The following is an 18,542-nucleotide window of genomic DNA, read 5'->3' as shown; positions in this document are numbered from 1 at the left end:
TGCACGTGTCCGATCCTAACGATAGTTCGATCCCGGTTCTGCACGAGATTCTCGTACCGGGCAATCCTGCCCAGGCGCGCAATGCGTCGGGCGGCGCGGCGGCGCCGGCTGCGCAGCCGGTGTCAGATCCCGAGACCGGGAAAGAGCCGGTCTTCGCGCCGGAACCCAGTCGCGAGCCTGTGCCGGTGCTTGCGCCAGAATCCTTGCACGGGCGAGAGGAGTCGACGCTCGCGCCAGACCCCGCGCATGTGCCAGGGCAGGCGCATCCGGCTGACCCCGCGCATCCGAGAAAACGCTCGCGGGCACACCACGGCGCCGACCACCGGCATGAACATGAGCGGGTTTTGCATGAACCGGCCGTGGTGCCGTCGGCGGGCGTCTTCGATCGGGCGGAGCCGCATGCGCCGGTCGAAGCAGGTGCGATCGTGCCACCGGATATCGCTCACGAAGCATCTGCACCGTCGCAGTCGAATCTCGATGCGGACGTCATCGCCGAACGTCTGCGTGGACGGTTCGCGGGTTTTCTGACGGGCGAGGGGCGCGGCATCATCGAGGCACGCTGCCGCGATGCGTTGCAGGATCACACGTCATGGCTCGTCAACCAGATCACGCGCGAAGTGGCGTTGGCGCTGGAGACTGAGTTGACAGGCTGGGTTAGGGAAGCCGTCGATCAGGAGATTGCGCGGCGCTCGGGCAGCGTTTGATCGTGACCAGAGGGCGCGCCTTTAGCTGGGCGCTCTCACCGCGCTCAACAAACCGCGTTCGTGTGAGGGTTCGTTTGAGCGGCCTCTTTTGAGGTCCTCTTCTGCGTTTCCTTATTTGAGCGTGCTCATTTCAGCGTCATCACCCAGTTCGCCAGCGTAGCCGCCTGATCGGGCGTGAGTTGCGTATTCGCGGGCATCGGCACGGGGCCCCACACGCCCGCGCTGCCATCCAGAATCTTGTGCTTCAGATAGGCGGCGGCATCATCGCGGCCGGCATATTTCGCGGCGACGTCACGCAGTGCCGGTCCCATGAAGGGGCGCGTTACCGAGTGGCAGCTCATGCAGTTCTGCTGCTGGGCAAGCGCGAGGCCCGTGGGGGCCTGGGCGTGCGCCGCCGGACTGCCGACGCTCAGCACACCAGCCGCGGCAAGCACTGCATACGACATTGATTTCATTCTGGTCTCCGCCGGTTCAAGTGCCCGACTCGTGGTGCACGCATTATAAAAGCAAAGGGGCGCACGGTTTCCCGTGCGCCCCTTTGCGCTCTCTGCGCTTTTACGTAGCTCAGGTAGCTTGTGCAGCTTCGAGCGGTGCTGCAGATCCGCCCCGTTGCCGGAGGCGAATCGGCGCGCGCGCTCGATGCACGCCGATGCCGCTCAGCCCGACACCGCGCCCTTGTTGGCGGGCAGCGCCAACGCGGAGTACTTCGCCAGCACGCCACGTGTGTAACGCGGCTTCGGCGCCTGCCATGCAGCGCGGCGTCGTTCGATTTCGGCGTCGTCGACGTTCAACTGCAACAGCAGCTTGTGCGCGTCGATGGTGATCGAATCGCCTTCCTGCACGAATGCGATCGTGCCGCCCACGAACGCTTCCGGCGCGACGTGACCCACCACCATGCCCCACGTGCCACCCGAGAAGCGGCCGTCGGTGATCAGGCCGACGCTTTCGCCGAGCCCCTTGCCGATGATCGCGGAGGTCGGCGCGAGCATTTCCGGCATGCCGGGGCCGCCCTTCGGGCCGAGGTAACGCAGCACGACCACGTCGCCGGCCTTGACCTTATCGGCGAGAATCGCTTCCAGCGCGCTCTGCTCGTCGTCGAACACGCGGGCCGGGCCGGTAATGACCGGGTTCTTCAGGCCAGTGATCTTGGCCACCGCGCCGTCGACGGCCAGATTGCCCTTCAGGATCGCGAGGTGGCCTTCCTTGTACAGCGCCTGTTCGATCGGGAAAATCACCTGCTGATCGGCGCGCGGCTTGCTCGGCACGTCCTTCAGTTCTTCAGCGATCGTCTTGCCGGTGATTGTGATGCAATCGCCGTGCAGGAGACCCGCGTCCAGCAGAATCTTCATGACTTGCGGAATACCGCCTGCCTTATGCAGATCGGTCGCCACGAACTGGCCCGAGGGCTTCAGGTTGCAGATCACCGGCACTTTCTTGCGCATGCGCTCGAAGTCTTCGATGGCCCATTCCACTTCAGCCGCATGCGCGATGGCGAGGAAGTGCAGCACGGCGTTGGTCGAACCGCCGGTGGCCATGATCACGGCCACCGCGTTTTCGATCGACTTCTTCGTCACGATGTCGCGCGGCTTGAGGTCCTTCTTGACCGCTTCGACCAGCACGCGTGCCGATTCGGCGGCCGAGTCGACCTTTTCCTGATCCGGATTGGCCATCGTCGACGAATACAGCAGCGACATGCCCATTGCCTCGAACGACGAACTCATCGTGTTGGCTGTATACATGCCGCCACACGAACCCGTGGACGGGCACGCGTTCTTTTCAACTCCTTCGAAATCTTCCTGCGACATCCGGCCGGCCGTGAATTCGCCCACTGCTTCGAACGACGACACGATGGTCAGGTCGGTGCCCTTCCAGTTGCCCGGGCGGATCGTGCCGCCGTACACGTAGATGCTCGGCACGTTGGCGCGCAGGATGCCGATCATGCCGCCCGGCATGTTCTTGTCGCAACCGCCGATCACGACGACGCCGTCCATCCACTGGCCCTGCACGCACGTCTCGACGCAGTCGGCGATGACTTCGCGCGACACCAGTGAGTACTTCATGCCTTCGGTGCCCATCGACATGCCGTCCGAAATCGTCGGCGTGCCGAAGATCTGCGGATTCGCGTCGGCGCCCTTGACCGCAACGACCGCTGCGTCGGCCAGACGCTGCAGGCCGGCGTTACACGGCGTGATGGTCGAGTGGCCGTTGGCGATGCCGATCATCGGTTTGTCGAAGTCGTCCTTCTGATAGCCGAGTGCGTAGTACATGGAGCGGTTCGGTGAACGCGCCACGCCTTGCGTGATGTTTTTCGAGCGACGGTTGTATGCCATGGGGAACTCCAATCTGTTTTGTTTTGGCCCGTGCCGCGTATGCGGGGCTCAGTGCTGCCGCAGAGGCGGTGACTGCGCTGCCAATGCGTCGCCGGCGGCTTCGGCCGGCGCGTCAGTCCAGTTTAGTTCGGACGCGTCGCGCAAGGATGCAGTTTTGCGAAACGTGTGTCCAATATATTATTTAGCCGGCATTAGGTCGTAAAATGTATTAATCATGCTGGCTCCCATTCCTGATTTGCGCCAATTGCGCTATTTCGTGACCGTCGCCGAAGAAAAGCACTTCGGCCGCGCGGCGGCGCGCCTTTCCATGACGCAGCCGCCGTTGTCGCAGGCGATTCGGGCGCTGGAGGAGACACTCGGCGTCGTGTTGTTCGCACGGACCAAGCGTTCGGTGGAGCTCACTTCGGTGGGGGCTGACCTGCTGCCCGAAGTGCAGCGCCTGCTGGCGAGCGCCGAGGGACTGAAGCCACTGGCGCAGAGCCTCGCTCGAGGCGAGGCGGGGGTGCTCTCGCTGGCCTTCGTCTCGACGGCCGATTACGGCCTGCTGCCGTTGCTGCTGCGCGATTTCGGCGCGCGCCATCCGCGGGTGCGCCTCGAATTGACCGAAGCCACCAGCGACGTGCAGGTCGACGAACTGGTGGCCGGGCGCATCGACGCGGGCCTCGTCATTGCGCCGCTGCCGTCGCGCCACGCCACGCAGCTGTCATGGCTGCCGATCGCGCGTGAGCCGCTGGTGATCGCGATGTCGTCGGACATGGCGGCGCGTTTGGGAGGCGCAGCCGGGTCTGACGCGGGGACCAACGCAAAAGCCGACGCAAAACCCGCTACAAAACCCGCAACAAAAGTCGCCGCCGGGTCGCACAACAACCCACAAGCCGAGTGGCTCGATACACCGATCAGCCTGCGCGACGTCGCCGCCGAGCCGCTCGTGATCTTCCCAAGACGTCTGGCGCCAGGCTTTTATGACATCATTATGGATTGCTACGGCGTGGCGGGGCTGGCACCTCACATCGGCCAGGAGGCGATCCAGATGCAGACGATCGTGAGCCTCGTGTCAGCCGGAATGGGTGTCGCACTGGTGCCGCAATCGCTGCGTAATCTGCGCCGCACCGGTGTCGTGTATCGGCCGCTCTCCGAATCGGTGCCGGCGATCGAGACGGGGCTGGTCTGGCGCACGGAGGAGGTGAGCCCGGTGTTGGCCGGCTTCATCGAAATCGTGCGAGCGCATGCGGCCACCGCCGGGGCGCAGTACGCGGCGCCTCGTATTTAGGTTCGGCGCGGCCGCGAACGCATTGCCAGCCGAACCGTCCAACGCATGCGCCGCATGGTGCGCAAACCGCTGGCTGCACCTGAAATCCATTAGAAATCCGCTTCTGAACCTGAACTGCCCATAACAACACGATGCTCATTCACCCGAATTTCGACCCCGTTGCCATTCATCTGGGGCCGCTCGCTGTGCGCTGGTATGGACTGATGTACCTCGTTGCGTTCATCGCGGCGATCGTCGTCGGTCGGCTGCGGCTGCGTTTGCCGTACGTTGCGGCGCAAGGCTGGACCGCGAAGGATATTGACGACATGCTGTTCTACGGCGTGCTCGGTACGATTCTCGGCGGCCGGCTCGGCTATGTGCTGTTCTACAAGGCGAGTTTTTATTTCGCTCACCCGCTCGACATCTTCAAGGTGTGGGAGGGCGGCATGTCGTTTCACGGCGGCTTCCTCGGCGTGACGCTGGCGATGGTGCTGTTTGCGTATCAGCGCAAACGCTCGTGGCTGCAGGTCACCGATTTCGTCGCGCCCATGGTGCCGACCGGGCTCGCGGCAGGGCGCCTCGGCAACTTCATCAACGGCGAGTTGTGGGGCCGTGTGACCGACCCGTCGGCGCCGTGGGCGATGCTGTTCCCAGGCGCCGCGCCGGACGACGCCGTGTGGCTCACCGCGCATCCGCAACTGGCCGCGCAGTGGCATTTGAACGAAGTGTTCGCGCAATATCACATGCTGCCGCGTCATCCGTCGGAGTTGTATGAGATCGCGCTCGAAGGCGTCGCGCTGTTCTTCGTGCTGTTCTTCTTCTCGCGCAAGCCGAAGCCGATGGGCGCGATTTCCGCGATATTCCTGATCGGCTACGGCCTCGCACGCTTCACGGTGGAATTCGCGCGTGAGCCGGACGACTACCTTGGCCTGCTTGCAATGGGCCTCTCGATGGGCCAATGGCTCTCGCTGCCGATGATCCTTGCGGGCATCGGGATGCTGGTGTGGTCCTATCGCCGTGCGCGGCGTGAGCCGGCGCAAGCGGTCGGCGCGAACTGAGCGCGGCAGTTTATCGTACGGGTACGGTTCGAGTTGTCGACGCGCCGCAAAGCCCGCGCGGTCCGTTAGCGCGAACTGCCCGCCACGTTTTATCGTAGTGAGCAACCCATGAAAAAAGCCACGGCATGCCGTGGCTTTTTATTTGACCTTGCTTGCCTCAACACAAGCACATCTAGCATAGAACGCGCTACTTCATCTGCACCGAGCCCGACACGTTGACCGTCACGGTCGACGTACCGCCTTCGAGCGGTACCGGCGCGGATGCCTTCGCATCGGCGCCCATGGCACGGGCACTCATCATCATCATCGGACGCGGCATGACGCCGTTGTGCCCAACGTTGACTTCGCGAATCGAATAGCCGCTATAGCCGAACGCCTGCGCCGACGAAGCGGCCTGCTCACGGAATGACTTGATGGCTTCACCGGTGAGCTTCTGCTCAGCAGCACGCTGCGTTTCAGGCGACAGCGAGAACTGCACATTGCCGACCTGCATGATCGATGCCATCTGGCCCGCGAGTTTCGACACCGCGGCGAAGTCGTGCGATTCGAGCACGACTTCCGTGCGGCCGCGCCATGCGGAAATGCGCCCGTCACGATCGGTGGACGGGTAGATCGAGAAGGACCCGGTGCGGGCCGTGACACCGCTCACACTCCTGGCTTTTTGCAGCGCTGCATCGGCGCGTTGATTCAGCGTGGAGGTCAGCGCGGACGGATCGCTCGCTTCCTGTTCGTAGAACAGCGTGATGTCGACGACGTCTTGCGGCACTTCCGCACTCGCCTGCGCATTCAGCGACAGTACGCCCGCGGGCTGATACTGCGTCACGCTCTGCGCGCGGGCCATGGCCGGCGCGAGTGCGAGCGCGGCAGGGGCGGCGCATACGAGCGCGAGAGCGAGTGCACGTGCGGTGTTTTTCGTCATTCCTGGACTCCTTGCTTGAACAGTGGTGCACGATTGAAGCGAACGCCGTGCGATGGCACAACGTTTGCGAGTCCGTTAGGCGCTTGTAACCTTAGCTTGGTTCCCTAATTTGACGTTTGCTCAACGCTTGCCTTCATGCCCGCGCAGAATTGCGCATGATTCAAGCGACATTCAAGCGACGCCACGTCGTATGCGCGTATGCACCGTCAAACAAGACGTTTGGTGATGAAGCGCCATTCGGCTTCAGTCACCGGCGTGATCGACAGGCGGTTGCCCTTGGCGAGCACGCGCATGTCCTTCAATTCCTCATGCTCACGCAGCGCGGCAAGCGGAATCAACGGGATCTTCTTCTTGAACACCACATCGACCAGCAGCCAGCGCGGCGTTTCCTGCGACGATTTCGAGTCGTAGTAGGGGCTCTTCCTGTCGAACTGAGTCGGGTCCGGATAGGCGGTCGACGATACTTCCGCGAGCCCCGCAATGCCTGGCTCAGGACAGCTCGAGTGATAGAACAGCACACCGTCGCCGACCTGCATCATGTCGCGCATGAAGTTGCGCGCCTGATAGTTGCGCACGCCGGTCCACGGCAGCGTGTGCTGCGGTGCGTGGGCGAGATGATCGATGCTTGCTTCGTCCGGTTCGGACTTCATTAGCCAGTAGCGCATGAATCGAATTGAACGTTAAGAGGTTGATGCGGAAGAAAATCGAGGCCCAAAGAAAAACGGCACCGAACCGAAGTCCGATGCCGTTTGAATAGGGTCCCCGCCTTAGCCGCTAGGCCGGCATCCTGAACCGGGGGTTCAGAATTGGTCGCAGTTAGCAGCACTTCGGGTACATCAGACAGAGTGACGCGCACACCCGTGCTACAAATTTCCACAACCGTGCACATGGCATTGGTTCAAGGAATATATGACCTTGGCGAACCAGGCAGGGAAGTCAAACCGATTGAATTCAAAAACGTTTGCATGAGTCTTGGCTCATGCACTTCGCTTGAATCCGCAGCCGATCTCAGGACCGGCTACAAGATACTTACTGCATGCTGTACTGCTGAATCACAGTACCCAGTTGTTCGTTCATTTGATGCATTGTACGCCGGATTTCTTCTGCGGGAAATGCTTCTCCGTGCCGCACGCTCGTTTGGAGCTTAAGCAGTTCCGATGCCAGCGACAGCGCAGCCATGACGGCAATGCGATCCGTGCCGCGCACATTGCTGTTGTTGCGGATCTTCGACATCTCGGCGTCGACGCGTGCCACCGCTTCGAGCAGCGCGCCTTCAGTTTCGGGCGAGCAGGCAAGGCGATAGGGCACGCCGAGAATCGATACTTCGATCTGCTTGGTGGTCATGCATTTTCTCCGTGGCGGGTGACGCCGCTCTCCGCTTCGACCTCATGCGGCGGGGTCTCGAGCAGATCGAGCTGATTGTCCGGCTCGCTGTGCGCGCGAGCCCGCGGCAGCTTTTCGAGGATCGCGTTCAGGCGCACTTGTGCGTCGTCGATCTTTGCCGACAGCGCGTCGCGTTCTGCTTGCAGTGCATCGCGCTCCTCGCGCATCAACGCGAGTTCAGTGCGCGTGGCCTCTGCTTCGGCGCGCGTTTGGGCGAGCTGATCTTCGAGCGCGAGCCGCGCTTCATTGTGGCGTTGGCTGATCGCGATCAGCTTGCCGATATTCTGTGAAAGTGTTTCGAGTTCGGTGAGCATCTGCTGCGTCCTCTAAAGACATCGCATTTTAGCGCGGAATGCCGCACGTTCCGACAATTGTCTCGTTTCGAGACGTAACAACATCGCTTTGTGCAGGCTTTTATCGAACCTACGATGAAAAACGATGCGGACATCGGACAATAACCTGCACAGAACAGAACGGATTGCACATAGATTAACCATTCTTGACGGACCCGAAGGCCACTTCTAAACTGGCCGCACTCTGGCGCCCGCGCGCATTTCACAGTGCGCAGTTCAGTGCGCTTGTTCGGGTGCGCTCTGTTAAAACGGGAAGCAGGGCGCGCCGTTCGCATGAACGCGCGAACCCGCGCTGTCCTCGCGACGGTAAGTGACCGCATACGGCATGCAGCACGCAGGTCGATTCTGATCTCGTGTTTGAAGCCGAACATGCGAGTGTGCCACTGCGCGCCACGCGTGGGAAGGCGGGATCGATGTGTCGTCAGCCCGGATGTCGGCCAGAGGGCGAGGGGCGTCCCCACGAAAACGTAAACAGCGTGGGTGCCTCCGCGGGTACCTCATACGCATTGGCCGGCGGCGAAGCGGGCCGAGCACGCTACCCACGACTCGAATACGTTGGCGGTGACCGCGAAGATAGCAGCGGTGCGCTGAGCGGCTATGGTGTAGCGAATTTGCCGGCGCGCTATAAAATCAAGAAGGCGAAGTACGTGGCCGCGCAAATCCAGAACCTGTTGAACAAGGACTATGAAACGGCCTACCTGTATCACTCGCCGCGGCGCGGAGCGTATGTCACGGTCGGTTGGCTGCGGCAGTGACGAACGTCCTTCCATGAGAACGTGCCGGTGAGCCGCAGCTCGAGCCCGCTGCCCGCGACCACGCTGCGCGTGATGAGCGCGAAGCGCGCGGCCGCGATCTGGCTCGTGCTCGCGGGAATCGCGCTGCTCGTGCTGCTGGCGTCGCTCGCGCTCGGCAGTGTGTCGCTGGCGCCTGCGCGGGTATTGGCGGCGTTGCTGCCGTCGCATGCCTCGCATGTCGAGTCCGCCGATCTTGCCGGCGAAATCGTGCGCACGCTGCGTTTGCCGCGGGCGGTGGCCGGCTTTGCATGCGGCGCCTTGCTTGCGCTCGCGGGTGCATTGCTGCAAGTGCTCTTGCGTAACCCATTGGCCGAACCCTATGTGTTAGGTGTGTCGGGCGGCGCGGCGAGCTTCGCGCTGGTCGCGATGATCGCCGGTTGCGCGTGGTGGCTCGTCGATGCCAGCGCGTTCGCCGGGGCCTTCGTATCGATTCTGCTGGTGCTCGGACTCGCACGCCGCGAGCTGTGGCGCGGCGTGCCGCAGGACACGTCGCCGCGTTTGCTGCTGACCGGCGCGGTGATCGCGGCCGGTTGGGGCGCTGTCATTACCTTGCTGCTCAACCTCGCACCGGACAATCGTCTGCGCGGCATGCTGTTCTGGCTGACCGGCGATCTGAACGGTGGCGCGATGCCGTGGACGGCGCTCGCGGTGCTCGTCGTCGTACTCGTGGCGATCGTGCCTGTTGCGCCGCGTCTGAATGTTCTGCTGCGCGGCGACGCCGCCGCGCAGGCGCTCGGCGTCGCCGTGATGCCGCTGCGTTTGCGCGTGTATCTGGTGGCGTCGCTGGCGGCCGCAGCGGCCGTGACTACAGCGGGCACGATCGGTTTTGTCGGCCTGGTGGTGCCGCACATGCTGCGGCTTGCGTTCGGCAATGATCAGCGCATGCTGCTGCCGGCCGCGGCGCTCGGTGGCGGTGTCGCGGTGATGGGCGCGGACCTGATTGCGCGTACCGTGATTGCACCGGCGCAATTGCCGGTCGGCGTCATCACGTCGATTGTCGGCGTGCCGGTGTTTCTGTGGATGCTGTTGCGCAAACGTCGATGATGAACGCCTATAACGCCCAGCATGCGGCGCTCAGCGCGCAACGCCTGACCCTGCGCGCGGGCATGCGCACCCTGCTCGACGCATTCACGCATACGTTCTATGCAGGCGAGATCTGGTGCATTGCCGGACCGAACGGTGCGGGCAAGACGACACTGCTGTCCGCACTCGCGGGTCTGACGCAACCGTCGGCGGGTCACGTCGAACTGGACGGTGTGCGTCTCGCCGACTGGCTGCCGTTGCCGCTCGCGCAGCGTCGCGCGCTGCTGCCGCAAAGCGCAGCGGACGCCTTCAGCGCGAGCGTGCTCGATATCGTGATGCTGAACCGCTTTCCACATCTGACCGGCTGGGGTTGGGAGGGCGAGGCCGACCGCGTTGCCGCGCATGCCGCGCTGGACGCATTGGGCCTTGCGGCATTCGCTGCGCGCGACGTGTTGTCGCTTTCGGGAGGCGAACGTCAACGCGTGGCGCTTGCGGCAGTATTGTGCCAGGAGGCGCCGTTGTTGCTGCTCGACGAACCGCTCTCGCATCTGGACTTGCACCACCAGATCGACTGTCTCGAAGCGTTGACGGCCTGGACCCACGAGCCTCGGCGTACAGTGATGTTTTCGTGTCACGACCTGAACCTCGCGCGCCGCTTCGCGACCCATGCGTTGCTGCTCGACGGCAACGGCGGCGCGTATGCCGGGCCGGTGCACGACGTGCTGACACCCACGCTGACAAGCCGCGCGTTCGGCTATCCGTTGATTCTGATTCGCGACGGCGAGTATGAGGCGCTGATTCCCGCGCCGCGCTCGCGTCACGAATCGCCTGCGGCTAATGACATGCCGGCAGGCTAAGCGCTTTAACCCACACTCTCTTTTAGAAACCTCTATGACTTCTTTGCCAGGTTTGCAGGGATTGACCGAAGTCGAACCGCTCGATCAAACGCTGCGTGCCGACCTGCAACACATCATCGATACCAAGACCAAACCGCCCGGCAGTCTTGGGCGGCTCGAGGCGCTCGCGCGCCAGATGGGGTTGATCCAGCGCACGACGCACCCCACGGTCGAACGTCCGGCGATGATCGTGTTTGCCGGCGACCACGGGATTGCGCGGGAAGGCGTGAGTCCTTATCCGCAAGCGGTGACCGCACAAATGGTCGCCAACTTTCTCGCGGGCGGCGCGGCGATCAATGCCTTGAGCCGCGTGTCCGGCATCGAGCTCGAGGTGGTCAACTCAGGCATCGCGACACCGCTGCCGTCGGCTGACGGTCTCATCGACATTCCGCTTGCGGCCGGCACGCGCAACTTTGCGCACGAACCGGCGATGACGCGTGAACAGGCGCTTGCCGCGATGCAGGCGGGCGCGGCTCGCGTGCGGCATCACGCGGCGTTCGGCACCAATGTGATCGGCTTTGGCGAAATGGGCATTGCGAATACGTCGGCGGCCGCGTGTCTGATGAGCCGCCTGTGCGGCGTGCCGATCGACGAATGCGTCGGCCGCGGGACCGGTCTCGACAATGCGGGCCTCGCGAAAAAGCGCAACGTACTCGCATCGGCGCTCGCGCATCACGCCGTTTCCAACAATCCGCTCGATGTGCTCGCCACCTTTGGCGGCTTCGAAATCGCGATGATGACGGGCGCGTATCTCGCTGCCGCGCAAGCCCGCATGACGATCCTCGTCGACGGTTTCATCGCGACCTCGGCCTTGCTGGTGGCCGATGCGTTCGCAGCGGAGGTGCGCGAGTATTGCGTGTTCGCGCATGCGTCGAACGAGGCGGGGCATCGGCGCATGCTCGATCATTTCGGCGCGCTGCCGTTGCTCTCGCTCGATATGCGTCTGGGCGAAGGCACCGGCGCGGCGCTCGCGGTGCCGCTGCTGCGCGCGGCAGTGGCGTTCGTCAATGAAATGGCGAGCTTCGAATCGGCCGGTGTCGCCAATCGCGATGCGTAAGCCGCTATACGAGGCGTCGTTATCCGAAGCGCTTTTAACCGAGGCGCTTTTAACCGAGGCACTTTCATGCAAGGTACCTTCGTACGAGGCACTTTCAGACAAGGTGCTTGCATACGAGACGCTTGCATACGAGGCGCTTTCATACGAGGCGCCCCCTCACAAAAACGTGCGCCTCGCTCACTCATGAACCCGCTCGCGGAACTGCGCTATTTCTTCACGGCGCTTGGCTATTTCACGCGCGTGCCGGTGCCGCGTTGGGTCGGCTATGAGCCGCACTATCTGAATGCGGCGGCGCGATATTTTCCGCTCATCGGTCTATTGATCGGCGGATTGAGCGCGCTGGTCTATCTCGCGGCGTTGCATCTCTTTCCAGCAAGCGTGGCGGTGCTGCTGTCGATGGCGGTGTCGCTTCTCGTCACTGGCGCATTTCACGAGGACGGGCTCGCTGATTGCGTCGATGCGTTCGGTGGCGCCTATACACGCGAGGACGTGCTGCGCATCATGCATGACTCGCGCATCGGCGCGTTCGGCGCCATCGCGCTCGTGATCGCGCTTGCATTGAAGTGGCAAACGCTCGCCGCGCTGCCGCCGCTGCGCGCGGCAAGTCTGATGATTGCCGCGCATGCGGCAAGCCGCGTGTTTGCAATCAGCTATCTGGCCACGCTCGACTACGTGCGCGCCGAGGGCAAGGCCAAGCCGGTGGCACAGCGCTTGAGCGGTCCCGCGTTGCTCTGCGCGGCGCTGTTCGGTTTGCCGTTGTTGCTCTGGCCGAACGGACCTGGTCTGCCGGATTGGCGCTTCGCCGGGGTGACATTCGTCGTACTCGGGGCGTTGCGGTTTGCCATGGGCCGTTACTTCGTCAAACGCATTGGCGGCTACACCGGCGACTGCCTCGGCTTTGCACAACAGATCTTTGAATTGAGCATCTATCTGCTGGGGCTGACATGGATATCGTCCTGATTCGCCATCCCGCCGTCGCGCTCGATTCGGGCGTGTGCTATGGCCATAGCGACGTCGCGCTTGCCGAGGATGCCGAGGTGTCCTCAACCGCGCTTGCATTGAAACTCGCCACGTTGCAGGTGCCGGCGCCGCGCGTGTTCATGTCGAGTCCGTTGATGCGTTGCTCGGCGCTCGCCGCCGCGATGGCGAACGATTTCGGTTGCGCGCTCTGCCATGACGATCGTCTGAAGGAAATGAACTTCGGCGCCTGGGAGCAGCAGCGCTGGGATGCTATCAATCGCGATTTGCTCGACGATTGGGCGGCCAACTTCGAGCACGCGCGTGCGCATGGCGGCGAGAGCGTCGCGCAATTCGCCGCGCGGGTGCGGGCGTGGTTCGAGGCATTCGCGCAGACGCGGGAGTTGTCGCCGGCGTATGTGGTCACCCATGCCGGTGTGATGCGGGTCATTGCGTCGCTGGTGCTGGATGTGCCGCTGGAGCGCTGTCTGCGATGGTCGCTGGAGATGTCGGGGATCGTCTGGCTGCGCAGGGACGAGGAGGCGCAGCAGTGGTCGTTGGTGAGGTGGAATGCGTGAGGACCCGGCTTGCGTCTTCCGCCTCCCTGGAATTGCGTCAGTCTCGGCCTATTTGTGACACATTTTCTGAAAAAGTGTCACGAAAACCATAATCGCGCCACTTGTAGATCGAAAAGTGGCGCGATTAGCCCGAATTGTGCCACAATGCCATGAGAAAGTGGCGCGATTAGAACTTATCGCGCCACATAGGCTCAAGGGTGGCGCGCATGAACAGCAGCGGTATCAGACAGGAACTGGATTTGATCGAGCAACTCATCGCGGCAAGCGCTGAGGGGCGGGGCGTTCGCGCGCTTGCCGCGGCACTTGCCGCGCGCCGCCATCCCATGCAGCGCCGCACGCTGCAACGTCGTCTCGACGCGTTGCTCGAAGCGGGCCGGATCATCTCGGAAGGTGCCGGCCGGGCCGTCGCCTACAAGCAGGCTTCAGTTTCCAGCGCGGCTGTTTTTCCTACCCAGGTTGTCACCAGCGCAAGCACGTCCGGCGAGTCCTACGTGCCCGTGTCGAGTGCGGGTCTCGAGGTGCGCGCGGAAGTGAACAGGCCGCTGAACGAGCGCCGGCCGGTCGGCTATAACCGCGCGTTTCTCGAGCGCTATCGTCCGAATCAGGACGCGTACCTGTCGCAAGCGCAGCGTGCACGCCTGCACGAATGGGGCCGCACGTCGGCGGATGTCAGGCCGGCAGGTACTTACGCGCGCGACATCATGAGCCGGCTTCTGATCGATCTGTCGTGGGCGTCGTCGCGGCTCGAGGGCAATACGTACACGCGGCTCGATACCGTACGGTTGATCGAACAAGGGCACATTGCGGAAGGCAAGGACGCTCAGGAAACGCAGATGATCCTGAATCACAAGGCCGCGATCGAAATGATCGTCGAGAGCGCGGACGAAGTGGGCTTCAATCGATTCACCGTCCTGAATCTGCACGCGATTCTCTCCGATAACCTGATGTCCGACCCGTTCGCCAGCGGCCGTTTGCGCGCGCGCGAAGTGGAGATCAGCGGCACCGTCTTTTTTCCGCTCGCCGTGCCGCAGCAGATTGCGGAATGCTTCGAGGCGGTATTGAGCAAGGCCGCCCAAATCGACGATCCCTTCGAACAGGCTTTCTTCGGCATGGTGCACCTGCCGTATCTGCAGCCGTTCGAAGACGTCAACAAACGGGTCTCGCGTCTGACCGCGAATATCCCGCTGATCCGGCAGAATCTGTGTCCGCTGTCGTTCATCGACGTTCCCGAAAAGGCCTACGTTGACGGTACGCTCGGCGTGTACGAAGCCAATCGCGTCGAGTTGTTGCGCGACGTATTCATCTGGGCGTACGAACGCTCGTGTCAGCGTTATCTGGCGATTCGACAATCCATCGGCGAGCCGGACGCGTTCCGCCTCAAGTATCGCAATGCGTTGATAGAGACGGTACAGGAGGTGATTCGCGGCGGTCTTGCCGGCACGCGTGGCGAGATCGAAACGCTCGCACGGAACCTGGTGGCTGCGGAGGAGATGTCCCCGTTCATCGACGCGATCCAGTCCGATCTCGATCACCTTTACCTTGGCAACGTCGCGCGTTATCGGTTGCGGCTTTCTGAATTCGAGCGCTGGCCGTTCAAGCGTTCGGAGACGACCTCACGCTGAGGCTTTATTTTCGGTTTCGCGACGTGCATCACTGCGCGCCGCCCTTCCTCCGTGAGCGCGCCAGGTCCATGTCCTCGCACATCTGCTTCGCCCCTTGCGCAATCCGCGGCGCCGGCCGGTTGATCAGATCGCCGTCGATGGCGAACAGATTGTTGTTCGCGACCGCTTTGAGGCTCGGCCACGCACGCCATGTGTCGAGTTGCGGCAAAGTCGTGTCCGGTTTGGTCGCGCCGGGCGCGGCAGTGAAGATCGCTTCGGGATTCGCTGCGAGCACCGCTTCGGTCGAGACGGTGGGCGCCAGCGGCTCGAGTTTCGCAAACACATTGCGGCCGCCGCATAGTGCGATCACATCGCTCACCATGTGCTCGCCGTTGAGCGTCATCAACGGTTGATCCCACACCTGATAGAACACGCTGACTGGCGGCCTGCTCGCATACTGCGTGCGCAATCGCGCGATGTCCTGACGGTATGCCGCGGCGGCGGCATCCGCGCTCGGCGAGGTGCCGAGCAATTGCCCCAACCTGGTCAGCGACACGGCGACGTCGTCGAGATGATGCGGCTCGCTGAAGAACAGCGGCACGTGCATCTCGCGCAGTCGATCGAGCTGACGCTGCGCATTGCCGTGTCGCCACACGACGATCAGATCGGGCTTCAACGCGACGATCCGTTCGAGGTCGAGCGCCTTGTTGTCGCCGACGCGCGGCAGTTGCTTCGCTTCAGGGGGATAGTCGCTGTAGGACACGGCGCCGACCAGTTTCGCGCCACCGCCCGCGGCATACAGCAGTTCGGTGACATGTGGCGCGAGACTGACGACGCGTTGCGCAGGTGCGGACAAGGTGACTGTCGCGCCGGTGTCGTCGGTGACGGTGATGGCGGCGTGCGCATGCAGTGTGCCCGCGAAAAGCGCGGCGGCGATCGCGAAACGTGGACCTCGAATCATCGAACCGCCTCGCGCAAACCTTCCTCAAAACGCGCCCATTCCGCCTCGCTCGCCGGCAGCCCGAAGCGCACGCTGCCCGATGCCGCGAAGAGCCGTGTCCACACGCCGCGTCGCGCTAACGCTTCATGCACGGCGGCGGCGCGCGCGTCGTCGGTCCACGCGAAGAGCGGCGTGCTGCGCGCGGCGAGACCTTGTGCATGCAACAGACTCACCAGACGGGCGCTTTCGGCATCGAGACGCGTGCGCATCCGCTGCTGCCACGCCGTGTCCTCGAACGCGGCCTTGACGGCGTGACGAGCCGGACCGCTGACAGTCCATGCCCCGAGCGTACGGCCCAATGTGTCGAGCAAAGCCGGCGCACCGAGTACGAAGCCCGCGCGCACACCGGCGAGCCCAAAGAATTTCCCCGGCGAACGTAGCACGATCAACCCGTCGCGATGCGTGCTTGCCGCGAGCGATGCCGCAGGCATCGTATCGGCGAAGGCCTCGTCGACGAGCAGGCTGCCGCCGCGCGCGCTGAGTTGCGCGTGCCAGTGCAGCAGCTTGCCGGCGCTCAGATGCTCCGCGGTCGGATTGTTCGGATTCACGACAACCACATGCGTGAACGCCTCGGGCAAGGCGTCCCAAGTCACATCCAGTGGCGCGACCTGATGTCCGGCCCGCTCGAAGGCGGGCGCATATTCGCTATAGGTGAGCCGCGCGATGCCAACCTGGGCGTGTGGCAAGAGCGAGGGCAGCGCGCGGATCGCCGCCTGACTCCCGGCTACGGGGAGCACGTGCGCGGCATCGGGCGCGCCGTAGTAGCGCGCGGCGCAGGCCGCAAATCCGTCGCCTTCGTCGGGCAGGCGGCGCCAGGCGTCGGCGGGAACCGGCGGCACCGGATAGCCGTGCGGATTGATACCCGTCGACAGGTCGAGCCAGTGCGCGTACGGAATGCCGTAACGCTCAGCCGCTTCGTGCAGATTGCCGCCGTGAATCACCACGTCGGGCGCGGCGCCGGTATCGGCCGTGTGACCCGCCATTCGCTCAACCATGAAAGGGCACACTCAGCAAAGCCAGCACGATCAGCACCGCCAGCCAGAGAATGACCGTGCGTTCGACCAGCAGCAACGCCGCCGTCACATGCGTGGCCTTCGCGGCGTGTCCGAAGCCGAGTGTCGGTCTGTGTTCAAGCGCGCCGTGATATACCGCGGGGCCGCCGATCAATACGTTCAGACTGCCAGCGCCCGACGCCATGACCGGCCCGGCGTTCGGACTGTCCCAGCGCGGCGCCTGTTCGCGCCAGCAACGCAGCGCCGTGCGCGTGTCGCCGAGCAAGGCGTAGCTGGCCGCGGTGAGGCGCGCGGGAATCCAGTTGAGCACATCGTCGATCCGCGCGGCGGCCCAGCCGAAGCGCAAATAGCGCGGCGTGCGGTAGCCCCACATGGCATCGAGCGTGTTGGCCAGACGAAACCCCAAGGCGCCCGGCCCGCCCGCGATCGCGAACCAGAACAGCGCGCCGAAGATCGCGTCGTTGCCGTTTTCGAGTGCCGATTCGACGGCGGCGCGCGAGAGCGCCGCCTCGTCGGCATGCGCGGTTTCGCGCGACACGATGCGCGAGGTCAGAAGACGCGCTTGCGCCAGATCGCGTCGCGCCAGTGCCTGGGCGATCGGCGCGATGTGATCGTGCAGACTGCGCGCGCCGAGGGCAAACCACAGCAACACGACATGCACGGCGCAGGCCCAAAAAAACGGCAGCACGGCGACGAGCCACCAGGCGATCAGCACCGGCGGCATGACCGCCAGCGACCACGCGAGCAGCCCTTTGAGCCGCAAGCGCCGGCCGGTGTTGTAGCGCGCTTCGAGGCGCGTCGCCCATTTGCCGAAGCCGACCAGCGGATGCGCGGTGCGCGGCTCACCGAGCCAACGGTCGACGGCGACGCCCGCCGTTGCCAGGGTAACGATCAGGGGAAGCGACAGCATTACGCGCTGCCCGCTGTTTTCAAGGCGAGCGGCAAGCCCGCGACCATCATCGTGACCTGGGTGCTCAACGCGGCGATGCGCTGGTTGAGCCGCCCGAGTTCGTCGACATAGAGGCGCGTTGCAGCGCCGAGCGGGACGACGCCCAAGCCGATTTCATTGCTGACCACGATGATCTTGCCTTTGGCGTTGATGAGCGCTGCTTCGAAAGCGGCAAAGTGCGCGTGATAGTGCTCGATTGGCAAACCGTCGCCATCAGGAGGGCACAGCAGATTGGCGAGCCACAGTGTCAGGCAGTCGATCAGCATGCAGTGGCCGGGCGCGTCGGTTTGCGCGACGGCGCCGGCGAGATCGATGCCCGCTTCGAGCAGCTGCCAATCTGCCGGGCGCCGCTCGCGATGATGCGCGATACGCGCGCTGAATTCGGCGTCGTCAGCCACGCGCGCGGTGGCGACGTAGGTGACGGGGAGGGCGCTATGGTTGGCCAGTTGTTCTGCGTGCACGCTCTTGCCCGAGCGGGCGCCGCCAAGAACGAAAGTGAGGTCGCGGGGAATCATCGCGTGATTGTACCGGCGTGCAGCGCGTGCCGGCACGATGGGATAATGCCGGGTCCAAATCGCTGCGTTGCCGCTTCGTGGCTGTATCGTGCCGTCGCGTACGGCGATATCGTTGCCGCCGGGTCGCGCGCTGCGCCGCTGCTTCACTGCCTATTTCACTGCC

At 63.7% G+C, this 18,542-nt stretch carries 19 protein-coding genes, 1 other RNA gene, 1 pseudogene and 1 riboswitch; of the genes and pseudogenes, 10 read left to right on the top strand and 11 right to left on the bottom strand.

Features of this window, described 5'->3' with window-relative positions:
• The first annotated feature begins 5 nt into the window (after positions 1–5).
• On the top strand, positions 6–704 hold the full coding sequence (locus tag P0D84_RS15765; RefSeq protein WP_408337824.1) for a DUF2486 family protein: 699 nt from the start codon (positions 6–8) through the stop codon (positions 702–704).
• Positions 705–829: 125 nt separating this feature from the next.
• Here P0D84_RS15765 and P0D84_RS15760 read toward each other — a convergent pair whose 3' ends face one another.
• Together P0D84_RS15760 and ilvD are read right to left on the bottom strand one after the other, a co-directional pair.
• The gene (locus P0D84_RS15760; protein WP_408337822.1) at positions 830–1,159 is read right to left on the bottom strand and encodes a c-type cytochrome; all 330 of its coding nucleotides are present in this window, start codon (positions 1,157–1,159) and stop codon (positions 830–832) included.
• A 201-nt stretch (positions 1,160–1,360) separates the two neighbouring features.
• Positions 1,361–3,034 (bottom strand): dihydroxy-acid dehydratase, encoded by a 1,674-nt coding sequence (gene ilvD / locus P0D84_RS15755; RefSeq protein ID WP_408337820.1) that lies wholly within the window; start codon positions 3,032–3,034, stop codon positions 1,361–1,363.
• Positions 3,035–3,248: 214 nt separating this feature from the next.
• Here ilvD and P0D84_RS15750 point away from each other — a divergent pair, with 214 nt between their 5' ends.
• Both P0D84_RS15750 and lgt read left to right on the top strand, forming a co-directional pair.
• Positions 3,249–4,304, top strand: a complete 1,056-nt coding sequence (locus tag P0D84_RS15750; protein WP_408337818.1) for a LysR family transcriptional regulator — start codon at positions 3,249–3,251, stop codon at positions 4,302–4,304.
• Positions 4,305–4,435: 131 nt separating this feature from the next.
• Positions 4,436–5,341, top strand: a complete 906-nt coding sequence (lgt, locus tag P0D84_RS15745) for a prolipoprotein diacylglyceryl transferase (protein WP_408337816.1) — start codon at positions 4,436–4,438, stop codon at positions 5,339–5,341.
• Positions 5,342–5,528: 187 nt separating this feature from the next.
• On the opposite strand, the gene P0D84_RS15740 is transcribed toward lgt, so the two are convergent.
• The 5 genes from P0D84_RS15740 to P0D84_RS15720 form a co-directional block, all read right to left on the bottom strand.
• Complete coding sequence (locus P0D84_RS15740) at positions 5,529–6,260, bottom strand: SIMPL domain-containing protein (protein WP_408337814.1); 732 nt, start codon at positions 6,258–6,260, stop codon at positions 5,529–5,531.
• A 206-nt stretch (positions 6,261–6,466) separates the two neighbouring features.
• Entirely contained in the window at positions 6,467–6,925 is a 459-nt protein-coding gene (locus P0D84_RS15735; protein ID WP_408337812.1) for an EVE domain-containing protein, read from the bottom strand.
• 90 nt (positions 6,926–7,015) lie between these two features.
• Positions 7,016–7,197, bottom strand: a non-coding RNA gene (ssrS, locus tag P0D84_RS15730) — 6S RNA.
• 92 nt (positions 7,198–7,289) lie between these two features.
• Entirely contained in the window at positions 7,290–7,604 is a 315-nt protein-coding gene (locus tag P0D84_RS15725) for a cell division protein ZapA (protein WP_064269037.1), read from the bottom strand.
• Entirely contained in the window at positions 7,601–7,957 is a 357-nt protein-coding gene (locus P0D84_RS15720) for an ATPase (protein WP_408337809.1), read from the bottom strand. The genes P0D84_RS15725 and P0D84_RS15720 overlap by 4 nt, the downstream gene beginning before the upstream one ends.
• A gap of 253 nt (positions 7,958–8,210) precedes the next feature.
• Positions 8,211–8,452: riboswitch (cobalamin riboswitch) on the top strand.
• Between the two features lie 98 nt (positions 8,453–8,550).
• On the opposite strand from P0D84_RS15720, the pseudogene P0D84_RS15715 reads away from it, so the two are divergent.
• The 7 genes and pseudogenes from P0D84_RS15715 to P0D84_RS15685 form a co-directional block, all read left to right on the top strand.
• Positions 8,551–8,751 (top strand): annotated as a pseudogene (locus P0D84_RS15715) (TonB-dependent receptor); the annotation flags it as partial.
• 72 nt (positions 8,752–8,823) lie between these two features.
• Positions 8,824–9,834 (top strand): FecCD family ABC transporter permease, encoded by a 1,011-nt coding sequence (locus tag P0D84_RS15710; protein ID WP_408339848.1) that lies wholly within the window; start codon positions 8,824–8,826, stop codon positions 9,832–9,834.
• Positions 9,831–10,670, top strand: a complete 840-nt coding sequence (locus tag P0D84_RS15705; RefSeq protein WP_408337807.1) for an ABC transporter ATP-binding protein — start codon at positions 9,831–9,833, stop codon at positions 10,668–10,670. Before P0D84_RS15710 ends, P0D84_RS15705 begins: the two co-directional genes overlap by 4 nt.
• A 34-nt stretch (positions 10,671–10,704) precedes the next feature.
• Positions 10,705–11,766, top strand: coding sequence for a nicotinate-nucleotide--dimethylbenzimidazole phosphoribosyltransferase (gene cobT / locus P0D84_RS15700; protein ID WP_408337805.1), 1,062 nt, complete (start codon positions 10,705–10,707; stop codon positions 11,764–11,766).
• Between the two features lie 183 nt (positions 11,767–11,949).
• On the top strand, positions 11,950–12,726 hold the full coding sequence (locus tag P0D84_RS15695) for an adenosylcobinamide-GDP ribazoletransferase (RefSeq protein WP_408337803.1): 777 nt from the start codon (positions 11,950–11,952) through the stop codon (positions 12,724–12,726).
• A complete protein-coding gene (gene cobC / locus P0D84_RS15690) occupies positions 12,711–13,301 on the top strand; it encodes an alpha-ribazole phosphatase (RefSeq protein ID WP_408337801.1) in 591 nt (196 codons plus the stop codon). Before P0D84_RS15695 ends, cobC begins: the two co-directional genes overlap by 16 nt.
• 206 nt (positions 13,302–13,507) lie before the next feature.
• Positions 13,508–14,923 carry a Fic family protein gene (locus tag P0D84_RS15685; protein ID WP_408337799.1) on the top strand — a complete coding sequence of 472 codons (1,416 nt, stop codon included), beginning with the start codon at positions 13,508–13,510 and terminating at the stop codon, positions 14,921–14,923.
• A gap of 28 nt (positions 14,924–14,951) precedes the next feature.
• Here the strand turns inward: P0D84_RS15685 and P0D84_RS15680 are convergent, their stop codons facing one another.
• From P0D84_RS15680 to cobU, 4 genes are read right to left on the bottom strand one after another with little or no spacing between them, the layout of a single operon-like run.
• A complete protein-coding gene (locus P0D84_RS15680; protein ID WP_408337797.1) occupies positions 14,952–15,863 on the bottom strand; it encodes a cobalamin-binding protein in 912 nt (303 codons plus the stop codon).
• Positions 15,860–16,897, bottom strand: coding sequence for a threonine-phosphate decarboxylase CobD (gene cobD, locus P0D84_RS15675; RefSeq protein ID WP_408337795.1), 1,038 nt, complete (start codon positions 16,895–16,897; stop codon positions 15,860–15,862). The genes P0D84_RS15680 and cobD overlap by 4 nt, the downstream gene beginning before the upstream one ends.
• Positions 16,890–17,825: an adenosylcobinamide-phosphate synthase CbiB gene (cbiB, locus tag P0D84_RS15670; RefSeq protein WP_408337793.1), complete on the bottom strand. Its 936-nt coding sequence runs from the start codon at positions 17,823–17,825 to the stop codon at positions 16,890–16,892. The genes cobD and cbiB overlap by 8 nt, the downstream gene beginning before the upstream one ends.
• Complete coding sequence (cobU, locus tag P0D84_RS15665; RefSeq protein ID WP_408337791.1) at positions 17,825–18,379, bottom strand: bifunctional adenosylcobinamide kinase/adenosylcobinamide-phosphate guanylyltransferase; 555 nt, start codon at positions 18,377–18,379, stop codon at positions 17,825–17,827. Before cobU ends, cbiB begins: the two co-directional genes overlap by 1 nt.
• Positions 18,380–18,542 lie beyond the last annotated feature (163 nt).

The sequence above is a fragment of the Paraburkholderia sp. RL17-337-BIB-A genome (assembly GCF_046025895.1).
In the GTDB taxonomy this organism is placed as follows: domain Bacteria; phylum Pseudomonadota; class Gammaproteobacteria; order Burkholderiales; family Burkholderiaceae; genus Paraburkholderia; species Paraburkholderia fungorum_C.
Note: the sequence above shows the minus strand (reverse complement) of the source record. Positions and strands in the feature narration are given on the sequence as shown.

Bases quoted from the DNA above. Each gene is read 5' to 3' on its own strand.
- P0D84_RS15685 (WP_408337799.1), top strand. From the start codon at position 13,508: ATGAACAGCAGCGGTATCAGACAGGAACTGGATTTGATCGAGCAACTC.
- cobC (WP_408337801.1), top strand. From the start codon at position 12,711: ATGGATATCGTCCTGATTCGCCATCCCGCCGTCGCGCTCGATTCGGGC.
- P0D84_RS15750 (WP_408337818.1), top strand. From the start codon at position 3,249: ATGCTGGCTCCCATTCCTGATTTGCGCCAATTGCGCTATTTCGTGACC.
- P0D84_RS15725 (WP_064269037.1), bottom strand. From the start codon at position 7,604: ATGACCACCAAGCAGATCGAAGTATCGATTCTCGGCGTGCCCTATCGC.
- P0D84_RS15680 (WP_408337797.1), bottom strand. From the start codon at position 15,863: ATGATTCGAGGTCCACGTTTCGCGATCGCCGCCGCGCTTTTCGCGGGC.
- cobD (WP_408337795.1), bottom strand. From the start codon at position 16,897: ATGGTTGAGCGAATGGCGGGTCACACGGCCGATACCGGCGCCGCGCCC.
- P0D84_RS15740 (WP_408337814.1), bottom strand. From the start codon at position 6,260: ATGACGAAAAACACCGCACGTGCACTCGCTCTCGCGCTCGTATGCGCC.
- P0D84_RS15710 (WP_408339848.1), top strand. From the start codon at position 8,824: ATGAGCGCGAAGCGCGCGGCCGCGATCTGGCTCGTGCTCGCGGGAATC.
- lgt (WP_408337816.1), top strand. From the start codon at position 4,436: ATGCTCATTCACCCGAATTTCGACCCCGTTGCCATTCATCTGGGGCCG.
- cbiB (WP_408337793.1), bottom strand. From the start codon at position 17,825: ATGCTGTCGCTTCCCCTGATCGTTACCCTGGCAACGGCGGGCGTCGCC.
- P0D84_RS15705 (WP_408337807.1), top strand. From the start codon at position 9,831: ATGATGAACGCCTATAACGCCCAGCATGCGGCGCTCAGCGCGCAACGC.
- P0D84_RS15735 (WP_408337812.1), bottom strand. From the start codon at position 6,925: ATGCGCTACTGGCTAATGAAGTCCGAACCGGACGAAGCAAGCATCGAT.
- ilvD (WP_408337820.1), bottom strand. From the start codon at position 3,034: ATGGCATACAACCGTCGCTCGAAAAACATCACGCAAGGCGTGGCGCGT.
- cobT (WP_408337805.1), top strand. From the start codon at position 10,705: ATGACTTCTTTGCCAGGTTTGCAGGGATTGACCGAAGTCGAACCGCTC.
- P0D84_RS15720 (WP_408337809.1), bottom strand. From the start codon at position 7,957: ATGCTCACCGAACTCGAAACACTTTCACAGAATATCGGCAAGCTGATC.
- P0D84_RS15760 (WP_408337822.1), bottom strand. From the start codon at position 1,159: ATGAAATCAATGTCGTATGCAGTGCTTGCCGCGGCTGGTGTGCTGAGC.
- P0D84_RS15695 (WP_408337803.1), top strand. From the start codon at position 11,950: ATGAACCCGCTCGCGGAACTGCGCTATTTCTTCACGGCGCTTGGCTAT.
- cobU (WP_408337791.1), bottom strand. From the start codon at position 18,379: ATGATTCCCCGCGACCTCACTTTCGTTCTTGGCGGCGCCCGCTCGGGC.